Raw genomic sequence first — 12,455 nt, 5'->3', positions numbered from 1 at the left:
TCGGCGAAGTCCTTGTCCGGGCCCGAAAAAAGCCGTCAAATACTGGCACTCGAAAGGCAGAAGGAGTTCAGCCTATGATGGAAACGATCATCGCAGACAATGGCAGCCGGTTCGTCATCGCCGCCGCAGCCGTCGCGATCGGACTTCTCTGCCTCGTGGCCGTGCTCTGGATCATGCGCAATCGCCCCTCCTCGCCCTTCATTCGCGGCGGCAAGAACCGCCAGCCGCGCCTTGCCGTGCTCGATGCCGCTGCCGTCGACACCCGTCGCCGCCTGGTGCTCGTGCGCCGCGATGATGTCGAGCATCTGATCATGATCGGCGGCCCGACGGATATCGTCATCGAGAGCCGGATCGGTGCGCCCGAGGAGCGTGCGGCCGTCGCGGAGCGCAAGGTAGCGGAACCGCTGGCAGTGGACAGCCGGCCGGCAACGCGAGAGCTTCCGCAACAAGCCGCACCTTCGTTTGAAGCTGAAACCGTCGCCGCCGTAACGCCGGTCCGCCCCGTTGCCCAACCGGGGGAACAACCGGTCACCCGTATCGAGCCGGCCGCGCCGCCGCGCGTTGTCGTGGAGCAGCGCCCGGTCGCCGCACCCGTCCTTGCGGCCGAACAACGTCCGCCTGTCCGTCCGTCCGTGCAGCAGGCTCCGGAAATCCCGGCTGTCACGGCCGCTTCGGCGCCCCAGTCGAACTTCGAAATCGCCATAAACAGGTCCGCACCGGCGGTCCAGCAAGTCCAGGCGCAGCCAATCCCCGTACAACCCGTGCAGTTGCAGCGCCCGGCCCCCACCATCCAGCAGCCCCAGCCGGCGCCGGCCACTGCCCTCACGGATTTCGAGCGCCTGCTCGATGCGGAGATCAGCGGCGACCTGCAGCGTCTTGGCCCGGCCACGGTACCGAACCCAGGCACCGTTGCCTCCACGAACATGGTGGCACCGGAGAGCCGCTCCCTGGCGCCATCCGGCCGTCAGGAGCCGACGCTTGGCGCCCCCGGCGCCGAAGGCGGCCGCAAGGAGCCGACCATCGAAGAAGAAATGAACCGTATGCTGGCCGATATCTCCGCCGGCCGGAAGCCATAGCTTCCCCTCGCGGGTGACGCCGCTGGGCATCGCGAAGCGGTCCACCCTTGGTAAGCAATCGGTCCAAAAGAAAAAGGCGCGGTTTGAGCCGCGCCTTTTTTCAGACAGTTCCGATAGTCGGATATCCTATTCGTCCCGGTAGACCTTTTCCCGACGCTCGTGACGCTCTTGCGCCTCGATCGACAGGGTTGCGATTGGCCGTGCGTCCAGCCGCTTCAGGCCGATTGGCTCACCGGTCTCTTCGCAGTAGCCGTAGGTGCCTTCATCGAGCCGTTGCAGCGCCGCGTCGATCTTGGAGATCAGCTTGCGCTGACGGTCCCGGGCTCTGAGCTCAATTGCCCGATCCGTTTCGGAAGAAGCCCTGTCTGCGAGATCGGGATGATTGGCGCTCTCCTCTGCCAAGTGATCCAGTGTCTCGCGTGCCTCACGAAGGATGTCATTTTTCCAAGCATTCAACTTGGCCCGGAAATACGCCCGGTGGTTGGCATTCATGAATTCATCGTCCTCGGACAGGACGAAGGTACTAAGATCGATCTTCTCACTCAACGCGATTCTCCTGAAGAACATCTCATTGCGGCGCTGTATAGACCTATGGAAGCCTCGATTCAAGCCTCGGAACAGGCACTCAACCGTATTTTAATATTGCTCGCGATTCAGGCTAACTGACGAATATTTCATCAAAATTACACATTGGAACTTGAATTCCTGCTTGTACGTACCGCTGCGTCCGGCCGTCCTCGCTGAAAAGTGAGACTGATGTGTTTGCGTCATTGGATCGCCTGATCGCGACCGCGGCAAAGCGCAGCAGCTTGCCGATCCCCGGAAAAAAGCAGCCGGCAGCTTGATCTTTGCGGTTCCCGAGGGAAAAGGTGGAGGTCTGCCGGGCGACGCGCAAGCTGTGCCCGGACAACACCATTCGACCCTGCCGCCACAAGCGACAGGCAGCCACCGGAAACCGCTCGATGCAAGACAGCGCCCCCAAGGCCCTTCGCCTTTACCTTCTGCGGCACGCGCGTTCCGGCTGGGCGTTGCCCGGGCAACGCGACTTCGACCGGGCGCTGGACGAGGTCGGTTATGTCGATGCGGAACGGCTCGCGCAGATGGCTGTCGACCGCGGCATCCGCCCCGAGCGCATCCTCTGTTCCACCGCCGTGCGCTGCCGCGAAACCGCCGAACCGTTCTTTCGCACCGTCAGCGAAAGTCTCGATATTCGTTACATCGATGCACTCTATTCGGGACCGGCAACGGTCTACTTCGACCTCATCGACGCCCATCGGCATCTGAATTCGCTGATGCTGGTCGGGCACAACCCGATGATCGAGCAATTGCTTCACCGGCTGGTCGGAGACGACGCCGCGCGTGAGGCGTTTGCCTACGGTTATCCGCCGGCGGGGCTTTCGATCCTCGACCTGCCCGCCGTCGCGCCGAAAGATGGCGCAGCGGTCGCGACATTGGTCTCGATCCTGCTGCCCAACCAATAGAAGAATTGCCGGGTCCTCGTTGCGACCGGGGAAATATTGCCTATATCGCGGTGGCTGCCTGCGTGCGACAGTTCTGCCGGACGACGCCAGCAGAACGCCCCACGGAACTACGCCGCAAGAAAGAGCAAGATTTGGCGCCCAACCTGACCAGCTTCAAAGACGACGCCCTGATTGCGCTCGACAATCTGACCGACCGAGCTTCCGGCCTCGTCAATCCCTCCATCCGCCTCGGTGTCACCGGCCTGTCGCGCTCCGGCAAGACGGTTTTCATCTCGTCGCTGGTGCACAATCTCCTGAACGGCGGACGCCTGCCGGTGTTCGAGCCGGTGCGTTCCGGGCGGGTCTCGAAGGTCAGGCTTCAACCGCAGCCGGACGATGCCGTACCGCGCTTCCAATACGAGGACCACATCGCTGCCCTGGTGCGCGATCGCATCTGGCCGGATTCGACCCGCGCCATTTCGCAACTGCGCATCACGATCGACTATGAGAGTGCCAGCGGCTGGAACCGGCTGTTCTCTCCCGGCCGCCTGTCGCTCGATATCGTCGATTACCCCGGTGAGTGGTTGCTCGATCTGCCCCTGCTGGCACAGGATTTCCGCGCGTTCAGCAACAACGCCGTGGCACGCGCCCATGCCGCCAGCCGGAGCACCTTTTCGGCGGAGTGGCTGACGCTGGCCGCTTCGGCCGGACCGACGGCCGTTGCCGACGAGGCGAGCGCCCGCAGGCTTGCCGAAAGTTTCACGGGCTATCTGAGGGCCTGCAAGGCGGACGAACGCTCTCCTTCGACCCTCCCGCCTGGCCGCTTCCTGATGCCGGGCGATCTCGAGGGGTCACCGGCACTCACCTTCTCGCCGCTTCCCGATCTCCCGGATGGCCGCGCACCGAAAGGTTCGCTCTGGGCGATGATGGAGCGGCGCTACGAGGCCTACAAGAAGCATGTGGTGAGCCCGTTCTTTCGCGAACACTTCGCACGGCTCGACCGCCAGATCGTACTGGTCGATGCGCTTCAGGCGATCAACAACGGTCCGGAAGCGCTGCTCGATCTCGAGCAGGCGCTTGCCGACGTGCTCGCCTGCTTCCGCCCGGGAACCAACAGCTGGCTCTCCTCCTTCCTGACACGCCGGATCGACAAGGTGCTGATCGCCGCGACGAAGGCGGATCATCTGCATCACGAAAGCCACGACCGGTTGGAGCGCATCGCCGCGCGCCTGGTCGATCGCGCCGCGCAGAGCATCGGCATGAGCGGCGCCGGCCTCGAGGTCATGGCGCTTGCATCCGTCAGGGCGACCCGCGAAGCGACCGTCAACCACGACGGCCATGCGCTGCCGGTGATCGTCGGCACCCCGATCGCCGGCGAGGAGATCAACGGCGAAATCTTTGACGGCGAGAAGAAAACCGCAATATTTCCCGGTGACTTGCCGGAAGATCCTGAAGTGCTCTTCAAGGCGATCGAGATGCAGTCGGGCGGAACGACCTTCGTCGAAAGCGCCCACCCTCGGCCAGAGCTCAGCTTCGTCCGCTTCCGCCCGCCGCATCTCGAAGAAACCGGCGGCGGCTTAAAACTGTCGGTACCGCATATCCGTCTCGACCGAGCCATGCAATTTCTGTTCGGAGACCGGCTCGCATGAGTGACGATAGTAACGGCCGCAGCCGCCGACCCGGCGCCTTTTCGGTTGGAGAGGAGAAGCCTGTCCAGGCCGCCCCACAGTCGCGCGTCCCGCGTTCGCCCGCGAGCTTCGATGACAATGTGGTGCTGACGCCGGATGCGGAAGATCCGTTCCGCGAGACCACGCTGGCGGTCGAGGCGCTCGCGTTGCCGGAAGCAAGCCCGCGCAAGCGTCGCCTGTCGGTCGGCAAGATCGCGATCGGCGCTCTCGGCATCATTCTCTCGCTGGCCGCCGGCCTTTGGGTCGACCGCCTGCTGCGCGATCTCTTCACCCGCGCCGATTGGCTCGGTTACACCGCCCTTGCCGTCGTCGCGATCGGACTGCTGGCGCTGCTGATCGTCGTTGCCCGCGAGCTCTCCGGGATGATGCAGCTTACCGCCATCCAGAAGCTGAAATCGGAAACGGAGGCTGCAGCGACCTCGGGCAACACCAAGCGCGCGCGGTCGGCGCAGACGAAGCTAGTCCATCTGCTGGCCAGCAATCCACGAACGGCACGCGGCCGCACGCGGCTGAAGGAAACCGAGGGCGAGATCATCGATGGGCCGCATCTGATCGAACTCACCGAACGCGAACTCCTGAGCCCGCTCGACCGCGAGGCCCGCCGCCTCATTCTTGCCGCCTCGAAGCGCGTATCGATCGTCACAGCCGTCAGCCCGCGTGCCTTGGTCGACCTCGGCTATGTGCTTTACGAATCCGCTCGCCTGATCCGCGCCATGGCCGAACTCTACGGCGGCCGCCCCGGCACGCTCGGTCTGCTGCGGCTCATGCGCGACGTCATCGCCCACCTTGCCGTCACCGGCTCGATCGCCGCCGGCGACAGCCTCATCCAGCAGGTGCTTGGCCACGGCCTCGCCTCGAAGCTCTCGGCGCGTCTTGGCGAAGGCGTGATCAACGGCCTGATGACAGCGCGCATCGGCATCGCGGCCATGGACCTTTGCCGTCCGATGCCGTTCCGCGCCTTGAAACGCCCGGGTATCGGCGATTTTCTGGCCGACTTAAGTCCGGGTGCCGGGCGCGCCGGCAGCGAAGGCGGCGAGAAATAGGGCATGTTCGGTTGACACTGGAGCATCCCGCTTTCAAGTCGAATCACGTGAAAGCGGAAAGATGCTCCAGAAACAAAGTGCCAGGGCGACCTTAGTGCGTTCATCTGAACGCGCGGCGCTCTAGATACCGGCATACCAGTCGTAGCCGAGATCTTCCCAATAGCCGCCGCGTCCTCCGCCAATCGTCGAGAGATCGGAGACGACTTCGATCGCCCGGATGTACTTCGCCATCTTGTAGCCGAGCTGGCGCTCGATGCGCACGCGCAACGGCGCGCCGTTGGCGACCGGCAGCGCAGAGCCGTTCAGGCCATAGGCCAGGATCGTCTGCGGATGGCGGGCGTCGATCATGTCGATCGATTCATAGTAGGCTGCCGAGCCCGCAAGCCCGAGCGACATGCTGTCGAAGCAATGGAAGACAACGTAACGTGCGTCGCTCTTCACGCCTGCCTCATCCAGCACGCGGGCCAGCGGCACGCCCGTCCACTTGGCGACGCAACTCCAACCTTCGACGCAGTCATGCCGTGTGATCTGCGTGCGTGACGGCATGTTGCGGAGTTCGTCGAGCGTCAGTTGCATCGGTCGCTCCACTAGCCCCGAGACATTGAGCCGATAGGCAGCAAACTCCGCGTCCTTCAGCGCGAGATAAGCCGGGTCGGTCGGGTCCGTCGAGCCGTTCGGCCGCTGCCCCTGACGGATCTCGCTTTCCGAGAACTCCGGTGCGAGCCGATCCACGGGGATCAAAAGTCGCTGCAACCGGTAGGTCAGTGTGTTGGCCGATGCGAGAAAGCCACGCACCGGATCGTCGCCCGCAAGCAACCCATCGAGCATATCGCAGCCGGCAAGCGGAACGGTGGATGCAGCCACCCCGGCGATGCCCATGAAACGACGGCGACTGACGAACAAGCGCGTCATCTCGCATTCCCTCCCTTGTGTCGATCGTCGAGACGGTAGCGGCCGGTAATCATCGACCGCATCTCGTTGATCGGCCCGGCGGCAAACACCATGAACAGGTGCACGACGAAGAACCCGACGAGAAGGAGCATAACGACGAAGTGGATCGTGCGGGCCGTCTGCCTCCCGCCGAAGAGGTCGAGCAGCCACGGCCAGGCAGCGTTCATGCCAGGTGACATCGTCAGGCCCGTCAGGATCATCAGCGGGAAAAACAACAGGAGAACAAGCGCGTAGGAGAGTTTCTGCAAGCTGTTGTAGCGCCCATCGTGGTCGAAGTGAAAGCGAATGTGCTCGGTCAAGGTGTGCGGCAACGCGCGGATATCGCCCCAGCCGGGAAGGATATCGCGCCTCAGGTGCCCATTGATCACGCTTGCCATGAACCAGATGGCGTAGACCGTCGCAAAGACCCAGGCGAAGAAGAAATGCACGACCCGTCCCGTAGCAAGGTCCTGGTAAGATGGCACAGTCAGCCAGGCGGGAAAGGCCCTGTAGGCGCGTACCTGCTTGGCCCCGCTGACGCCGAGGACGCCGGTGGTATCGAAGTTTCGCCCCAACACGGTCGTTATACCCCGGACCTCGCCATTCCGGTCGCGACTCGGCTGGATTGAAAAGACGCCGTTGTCGAAAGCGAAGCCGGATTGCTGGCCAATATAGAGCGCCGGATGCGCGTTGAAGATTTGCAGGCCGCTGAGCAGCAGCAAGAACAGGGCCACCGCCCACGCCCAATGGGTAAGACGCGTGACAAGTCGGTGCCGCCGGATCGTCAGTCTTGCCTGCGCGCGTGTCGTGATCGTCTGGGGATCATATTCCGTCGTGTTCATGGGAAATCTCCCGTTTCCCATGACTATACGTAGGGCGGTCGGGACAAGTTTCACGCGCGTCCGCTGCGCCCGCGAGAGCACTTCCGTCCGGTCAATCCGACACGCCGCAAACCCTGTGAGCAATCGCTCCAACGGCCACAAAGAAGCCGCAACATCAGGTGCCCGGAAACCGTCCGTTAACCATTTTCGCGCAAATGTGGCTTCCAGTTTCGGACGTTGACCCATCAAGGATCGTTTATGTTCTCGCGCCCCTCTTTGATCGCTCGCGGCACAGCCGCCATCGCGCTTGCGGCTACCGTCGGCGTTGCGACGCCAGCCCTTTCCGGCGCCAAGGACAAGGCCTTCTTCGAGAAGGTTGCCGGCCAGTGGAAAGGCCCGGGCGAGATCGTCGCCGGCAAATACAAGGGCACCAAGTTCACCTGCGATCTCTCCGGCGAACCGGTTGCCGGTGACGACACGGGCATTAAGCTCGACGGCTTCTGCCGCGTCGGCGTGTTCAAGCAGCCTATGTCGGCGGTGATCACCCGCAAGGGCAACAGCTACAGCGGCAAGTTCCTCGACGGCGCCGAAGGCAAGGGTCTCGATGTCGTTTCCGGCAATGTCGCCAAGGACAAGGTCGTCGTCGGCATCAACCGCAAGAAGCTGAACGGCGCCATGATCGCCCGCCTTCAGGACGATCAGACAATGAACATCACCATTTCGGTCAAGGTCGAGGAGACGATGGTGCCGGTCATCGGCGTCAGCCTCAACCGCCAGCTCGATGCGATTGCCGTCGGCTCGATCAAGTAACTCCAAAGCACAGTCAAACAATAAAGCCCCGGCAGTATTTGCCGGGGCTTTATCGTTTTAAAAAGGTCTCGTCGACTTGATGGGATCGGTCAGGTGTCTGCGCGCCACCAGGTCATATCGCCATCGGCAACCTCGATGCCTGCCACGTCCGCCCCACCCAACCAGTCGCCGACCGTGCGTCCGCGCACCGGCAAGTCGGCGGCGATGTCGGCAAGCGGCATCAGCACGAAACCCCGGTCCGTCATTCTCGGGTGCGGCAGTTCCAGCCGTGTTTCAGCCTGGGCCACCGCTTCATAGGTCAGAACGTCGATATCCAGCGTGCGCGGTCCCCAGCGCTCGTCACGCACCCGCTTCATCGAACGTTCGATGTCGAGACACGTATCGAGCAAAGCCTCGGGCTTCAAAGTCGTCCTGACCTGAGCGCAGGCGTTGAAGAACCAGGCCTGATCGGTCTTTCCCCACGGCGGTGTGCGATAAAGCCGCGACACGGCCTCGACGACGCAGTCGTCGCGCGCATCGAGAGCCCGCAGCGCCTCGGCCATGGCCCTGCGCGGATCGCCGAGGTTGCCGCCGAGGCCGAGTGTAGCGACCCGCCAGCCCGCCTCAGACGACATGCTCGACCGTCACTTCGACATAGTCGAGCACGCCGGGCACGGGCGCGTTCGGCTTGCGGATCGAGACCTTGGCGCGCTTGATCTGCGGAAACCGCACGCAGAGAGTCTTGGCGACTTCCAGCGCCAGCGCCTCGATCAGATAGCGGCGGCGCCCCGTGACGATGCGCTCGATCTCCTGAAAGGCAATACCGTAGTGGACGGTGTCTTCGATCGAATCATCGACGAGCGCCGTTCCCTGCTCGACTTCGAGCTCGGCATCCACAAAAAAGCGCTGCCCGAGGAGCTCTTCTTCGTCGAAGACGCCATGGCGCGCGAAGAAGGCACAGTTCTTGAGAGTGATTGTGTAAGTCGGGCTCATGCTTCTCCGTCCCGTCGGCTTTTCTGGGATCACGCTGATATTGGGTCAGGCCGACCTAATTCATCACGTGATCGATTCTGGTCAGTTGCAGTCGGATGCGGGAAAAGAGCCGCACGCGCTTTTCCTCATTCCGCCCTGGCCTTGAGCATAGCATCGGCCATGGCCAGCGCATCCCTGCTGTTTGCGACATCGTGTACGCGGAAAATCGAGGCGCCGGCAGCACGCAGCAGCGCGGTGGTCGCCGCCGTCGCCACATCCCTGTCGCCCGCCTCGCGGCCGCTCACCGCCCCAACGAAACGCTTCCGGGACGTTCCGACCAGGAACGGAAGCTCGAAACGGTGCAACTCGGCAAATCGCGCCATGAGTTCGAGGTTTTCATCCGTATCCTTGGCAAAGCCGAAGCCCGGATCCAAGACGATATGGTCGCTCGTGACACCAGCGGCTTCGGCAATTTCGAGGGACCGTTCGAGGAAATGGAACTGATCGTCGATCACGTCGGCGAGCTTTTGCCGGTCGCGGCCCGTATGCATGATGCAGAGCCCTGCTCCGGTATCCGCGGCAACGGTCGCGATATCCGGCTCGCGCTGCAGGCCGTGCACGTCATTGACGATGTGCGCGCCTGCCTCGACCGCCAGCCGAGCCGTCGAGGCCCTGTAGGTATCGACCGAGATCAACGCATCGGTGTCGCGGCTGAGCGCGGAGATCACCGGCAGGATGCGCGCCTGCTCCTCCTCGGCGCTCACTGTCGCCGCATCCGGCCGGGTCGATTCACCGCCGATATCGAGGATCAATGCGCCCTCCTCAAGGCACCGCACGCCCTGCGCTGCCGCTGCAACAGCATCGATGAAACGTCCGCCATCGGAAAAAGAATCCGGGGTAACATTGACGATCGCCATCAAAACGCCACGCGGCCCGAGTTCCAGGCTGCGCCCATGCGCCAGCTTCCAGCTAATTTTCTGAAATGGATTGTAAGTCATTTTCCCTCACGATCCGCATTCGGCCGAGAGCCCTCGATTTGCTGTTGCGCCGGTCGTGGCTATGCCCCAAGCTTGATCGAAGTTCAACTGAAGAGAACCACGCATTGATGTCCCGAGTACTCGTCCCGTTCAAAGCCGCCCTCCTCGCTCTCCTGGTCGCCGCCCCCTTGAGCGCTGCGTCGGGCGAAACCGTGATCAACAAGAGCTTTTCCTATTTCACGATCGGTGGACGGACTGCGGAGGAACTCGACAAGGCGCTTTCTGCCGGCGGCCCGATGATGAAATCCACCGGCGCGCGCCACCCGGGCGCCACCCGGATAAAGTTCGGCGGCTCCATCACCTACGTCAACCGTGGCGGCCGCTGCGCGGTCGGCTCGGCGCGCGTAACGCTCAGCACCCGCATCATTCTGCCGCGCTGGAAATACCGCCGTCAGGCCGGTCGTGACCTGGCTCTGGTCTGGGACACACTCTCGAGCGACATCAAGCGCCATGAGGAGCGGCACGCCGAAATTGCCCGCAACCACGCCCGCCGCATGGAAAAGATGTTCCTCGCCCTGAAGCCGGAAGCGGATTGCGAACGCATGCAGGCAAGCGTCGCGCGGGTCAGCATCACGGCAATCGAAGCGCACGACAAGGATCAGGCGCGCTTTGATCGCACCGAAGCCGCCAATTTCGACAAGCGCATGATCCGGCTTTTGCAATACCGGCTCGAAGCGCTGAAGAAAGTGCAACAATAGGTAGCGGCGCCCATACCCTGAAGAAGAGCCTGACTATAGTCGGGCTCGCCGCGATTTCAGCGGCAATACCCACAGTATTTTATTGGTGAAATATAACGATGGCTGGCTGCCGCCGACTCATCTATATTGAAACCATGGAGCGAGGGGCCGGGATAAAGACTAGCCTCCGCCGAATGAGCGGGTTAAGCGCGGCGCAGTAGTTTTGCGAAGAGCTTAAATGTTGCCGTTACTTTAGTTTAGGCGGCGTTGTTCAATATTAAAAAGAAGAAACTGAACAGCGAGGCCAACGTGGGTTCTCCTGGCGTGTCTTGGTGCTGCAGATGTCCCCTCCCTCATCTGTCAGCGATGCGCCCTCCTCGCCTCGCTTGTCCAACGACTGGCGAGGCGCTTTTTTTGTGCGTCAGCTACAAATTGGCAAGGCGCCGCAGTACGGCGCGGAGGGCTAAGACATGTCGCGCAAAACTGCGCAGCGGTTTTGCGCCAACGACATGAGAAAGCGCGAGGAGCGAAACAAAAAAGATCGCGGCGCGCTTTAGGCCTGACGCTCCGGCACATGCACGACGAGACCGTCGAGTGCGTCGCTCATCTTGATCTGACAGGAAAGCCGCGACGTCGGCCGGACATCGTAGGCAAAGTCCAGCATGTCTTCTTCCATGGCTTCCGGCGCGCCAACGACAGCCGACCAGGCGTCGTCGACATAGACATGACAGGTCGCACAGGCGCAGGCTCCGCCGCATTCGGCTTCGATGCCGGGAACCGAATTGCGAACGGCATTTTCCATGACCGTCGAGCCGTTTTCGACATCAAGTTCATGGCGCGCGCCATCAAAGGCAACGATCGTAAGTTTTGTCATGTCTCTTTCCGGAATGAACTGCTGGGACTGGCAAGGCGCAAAGCCTGTTCAGAACGCACGCCGCTCGGGCGCAAATTCAGTGGAAGTTCTTCCAACAAATCCGCCGGCCAGTCAACAACGGCAATCGCCGGGTGCCTCGCGCGCAGCAGGCGCGAGGCCGCTATCTTGAAATGTGGGACGCCGGGAGAGCGTTGGCCGTCTCCGGCGACGTCGGGCCGCGATTTAGCGGCTGAGCTTCAATATGAAGAGCTCGGCCTCCAGCACAGCGGCCGAAAGCGTGTCGGAGAGCGAGGCGTCTGCCGGGTCCTGCTCGATCGCGCCGGCAATGCTGGCAACATCGACGGCGCCGACTGCAAGTGCAGCGCCCTTCAGCCGATGGGCAGCCTGAGCGCGAAGCGTGCTCTCTCCCTCGACGATCTCTTTCATGACCTGGCGCGCCTGGCGCGCGAAGAGTTGCAGCACTTCTATTTCAAGTGCCTTGTCACCCATCGTCTGTGCCGCAAGGTGGGCGAAGTCGATCGGCTTCTTGCCGGTCGCTGCAGAGTTTCCCGGGGTGTCCGGAGCTTCGAAGGCAATCCTGAGGGCCGCCATGAGCCAAATTCCCTATTGTTTATTGCATGTTGGTCTTGTTTTCGGTGTCGCCATATTGCCCACACCTACACGCGCAAACTCAGATACACATCCTTTGCGGGTGCGGGCTGCTATCAGCTTAAATCGGGGCGCAATATGGGCAGGAATCTGGGGAAATGGTTAACGGCTGTTAAACCGTCTGATTTCCTTGTATTTTCTGGCTTTGGCACCGCTATCGCATTAAGATTTCATTAGGATTTTAATCAAGCCCGAGCGCTCATAATTGTAAGAACCCAGCTAATGTGTCACTACGATACGCTTAGGAACTTGCCTGCGTACGAAAATGGCAACCGTTCCGGTGGATAAGCTCAACTCGTGGTCCCTTTCGGCCACAAATGTGACTATCCGTCGAGGCAATGCAGTGTGTGATCAGTAGGGTATTGCGTAGATCCGATGCGCGTATCTTGCCGTCACAGCCCGCGAGGAAGGAGCCGGCCCGCCCGTTGTGCGCGATCGCT

At 62.0% G+C, this 12,455-nt stretch carries 14 protein-coding genes; 6 read left to right on the top strand and 8 right to left on the bottom strand.

Annotated elements, in window-relative coordinates; genetic code table 11:
* The first annotated feature begins 74 nt into the window (after nt 1–74).
* Nucleotides 75–1,076 (top strand): flagellar biosynthetic protein FliO, encoded by a 1,002-nt coding sequence (locus tag ASE60_RS06435; protein WP_057248917.1) that lies wholly within the window; start codon nt 75–77, stop codon nt 1,074–1,076.
* 126 nt (nt 1,077–1,202) lie between these two features.
* Here ASE60_RS06435 and dksA read toward each other — a convergent pair whose 3' ends face one another.
* The gene (dksA, locus tag ASE60_RS06430; protein ID WP_034794589.1) at nt 1,203–1,622 is read right to left on the bottom strand and encodes an RNA polymerase-binding protein DksA; all 420 of its coding nucleotides are present in this window, start codon (nt 1,620–1,622) and stop codon (nt 1,203–1,205) included.
* A 416-nt stretch (nt 1,623–2,038) separates the two neighbouring features.
* Between dksA and ASE60_RS06420 the strand changes: the two genes are divergently transcribed.
* The 3 genes from ASE60_RS06420 to ASE60_RS06410 all read left to right on the top strand — a co-directional run bounded on the left by ASE60_RS06420 (nt 2,039) and on the right by ASE60_RS06410 (nt 5,267).
* On the top strand, nt 2,039–2,557 hold the full coding sequence (locus ASE60_RS06420) for a histidine phosphatase family protein (RefSeq protein WP_057248915.1): 519 nt from the start codon (nt 2,039–2,041) through the stop codon (nt 2,555–2,557).
* 131 nt (nt 2,558–2,688) lie between these two features.
* Entirely contained in the window at nt 2,689–4,185 is a 1,497-nt protein-coding gene (locus ASE60_RS06415; protein ID WP_057248914.1) for a YcjX family protein, read from the top strand.
* On the top strand, nt 4,182–5,267 hold the full coding sequence (locus ASE60_RS06410) for a TIGR01620 family protein (RefSeq protein WP_057248913.1): 1,086 nt from the start codon (nt 4,182–4,184) through the stop codon (nt 5,265–5,267). Before ASE60_RS06415 ends, ASE60_RS06410 begins: the two co-directional genes overlap by 4 nt.
* Before the next feature lie 120 nt (nt 5,268–5,387).
* Here the strand turns inward: ASE60_RS06410 and ASE60_RS06405 are convergent, their stop codons facing one another.
* Entirely contained in the window at nt 5,388–6,179 is a 792-nt protein-coding gene (locus ASE60_RS06405) for a molybdopterin-binding protein (RefSeq protein WP_057248912.1), read from the bottom strand.
* Complete coding sequence (locus tag ASE60_RS06400; RefSeq protein ID WP_057248911.1) at nt 6,176–7,039, bottom strand: cytochrome b/b6 domain-containing protein; 864 nt, start codon at nt 7,037–7,039, stop codon at nt 6,176–6,178. Before ASE60_RS06400 ends, ASE60_RS06405 begins: the two co-directional genes overlap by 4 nt.
* Before the next feature lie 237 nt (nt 7,040–7,276).
* Between ASE60_RS06400 and ASE60_RS06395 the strand changes: the two genes are divergently transcribed.
* A complete protein-coding gene (locus tag ASE60_RS06395) occupies nt 7,277–7,828 on the top strand; it encodes a hypothetical protein (protein ID WP_057248910.1) in 552 nt (183 codons plus the stop codon).
* An 89-nt stretch (nt 7,829–7,917) separates the two neighbouring features.
* Here the strand turns inward: ASE60_RS06395 and folK are convergent, their stop codons facing one another.
* The 3 genes from folK to folP all read right to left on the bottom strand — a co-directional run bounded on the left by folK (nt 7,918) and on the right by folP (nt 9,777).
* On the bottom strand, nt 7,918–8,442 hold the full coding sequence (folK, locus tag ASE60_RS06390; RefSeq protein WP_057248909.1) for a 2-amino-4-hydroxy-6-hydroxymethyldihydropteridine diphosphokinase: 525 nt from the start codon (nt 8,440–8,442) through the stop codon (nt 7,918–7,920).
* Nucleotides 8,432–8,800, bottom strand: a complete 369-nt coding sequence (folB, locus tag ASE60_RS06385) for a dihydroneopterin aldolase (RefSeq protein WP_057248908.1) — start codon at nt 8,798–8,800, stop codon at nt 8,432–8,434. Before folB ends, folK begins: the two co-directional genes overlap by 11 nt.
* A gap of 125 nt (nt 8,801–8,925) precedes the next feature.
* The gene (gene folP / locus ASE60_RS06380; protein ID WP_057248907.1) at nt 8,926–9,777 is read right to left on the bottom strand and encodes a dihydropteroate synthase; all 852 of its coding nucleotides are present in this window, start codon (nt 9,775–9,777) and stop codon (nt 8,926–8,928) included.
* A gap of 107 nt (nt 9,778–9,884) precedes the next feature.
* On the opposite strand from folP, the gene ASE60_RS06375 reads away from it, so the two are divergent.
* Nucleotides 9,885–10,514: a DUF922 domain-containing protein gene (locus ASE60_RS06375; protein ID WP_057248906.1), complete on the top strand. Its 630-nt coding sequence runs from the start codon at nt 9,885–9,887 to the stop codon at nt 10,512–10,514.
* A 532-nt stretch (nt 10,515–11,046) separates the two neighbouring features.
* Here ASE60_RS06375 and ASE60_RS06370 read toward each other — a convergent pair.
* Both ASE60_RS06370 and ASE60_RS06365 read right to left on the bottom strand, forming a co-directional pair.
* On the bottom strand, nt 11,047–11,367 hold the full coding sequence (locus tag ASE60_RS06370) for a 2Fe-2S iron-sulfur cluster-binding protein (RefSeq protein WP_057248905.1): 321 nt from the start codon (nt 11,365–11,367) through the stop codon (nt 11,047–11,049).
* Nucleotides 11,368–11,589: 222 nt separating this feature from the next.
* Nucleotides 11,590–11,958, bottom strand: coding sequence for an Hpt domain-containing protein (locus ASE60_RS06365; RefSeq protein ID WP_057248904.1), 369 nt, complete (start codon nt 11,956–11,958; stop codon nt 11,590–11,592).
* Between the last annotated feature and the right edge of the window lie 497 nt (nt 11,959–12,455).

Source organism: Ensifer sp. Root278 (genome assembly GCF_001429285.1).
Lineage (GTDB): Bacteria > Pseudomonadota > Alphaproteobacteria > Rhizobiales > Rhizobiaceae > Ensifer.
Note: the sequence above shows the minus strand (reverse complement) of the source record. Positions and strands in the feature narration are given on the sequence as shown.

Excerpts from the sequence above, each read along its gene's own strand:
- folB (WP_057248908.1), bottom strand. The coding sequence starts at position 8,800 with ATGAGCCCGACTTACACAATCACTCTCAAGAACTGTGCCTTCTTCGCG.
- ASE60_RS06370 (WP_057248905.1), bottom strand. The coding sequence starts at position 11,367 with ATGACAAAACTTACGATCGTTGCCTTTGATGGCGCGCGCCATGAACTT.
- ASE60_RS06410 (WP_057248913.1), top strand. The coding sequence starts at position 4,182 with ATGAGTGACGATAGTAACGGCCGCAGCCGCCGACCCGGCGCCTTTTCG.
- ASE60_RS06395 (WP_057248910.1), top strand. The coding sequence starts at position 7,277 with ATGTTCTCGCGCCCCTCTTTGATCGCTCGCGGCACAGCCGCCATCGCG.
- ASE60_RS06375 (WP_057248906.1), top strand. The coding sequence starts at position 9,885 with ATGTCCCGAGTACTCGTCCCGTTCAAAGCCGCCCTCCTCGCTCTCCTG.
- folK (WP_057248909.1), bottom strand. The coding sequence starts at position 8,442 with ATGTCGTCTGAGGCGGGCTGGCGGGTCGCTACACTCGGCCTCGGCGGC.
- ASE60_RS06435 (WP_057248917.1), top strand. The coding sequence starts at position 75 with ATGATGGAAACGATCATCGCAGACAATGGCAGCCGGTTCGTCATCGCC.
- folP (WP_057248907.1), bottom strand. The coding sequence starts at position 9,777 with ATGACTTACAATCCATTTCAGAAAATTAGCTGGAAGCTGGCGCATGGG.
- ASE60_RS06400 (WP_057248911.1), bottom strand. The coding sequence starts at position 7,039 with ATGAACACGACGGAATATGATCCCCAGACGATCACGACACGCGCGCAG.
- ASE60_RS06365 (WP_057248904.1), bottom strand. The coding sequence starts at position 11,958 with ATGGCGGCCCTCAGGATTGCCTTCGAAGCTCCGGACACCCCGGGAAAC.
- ASE60_RS06405 (WP_057248912.1), bottom strand. The coding sequence starts at position 6,179 with ATGACGCGCTTGTTCGTCAGTCGCCGTCGTTTCATGGGCATCGCCGGG.
- ASE60_RS06420 (WP_057248915.1), top strand. The coding sequence starts at position 2,039 with ATGCAAGACAGCGCCCCCAAGGCCCTTCGCCTTTACCTTCTGCGGCAC.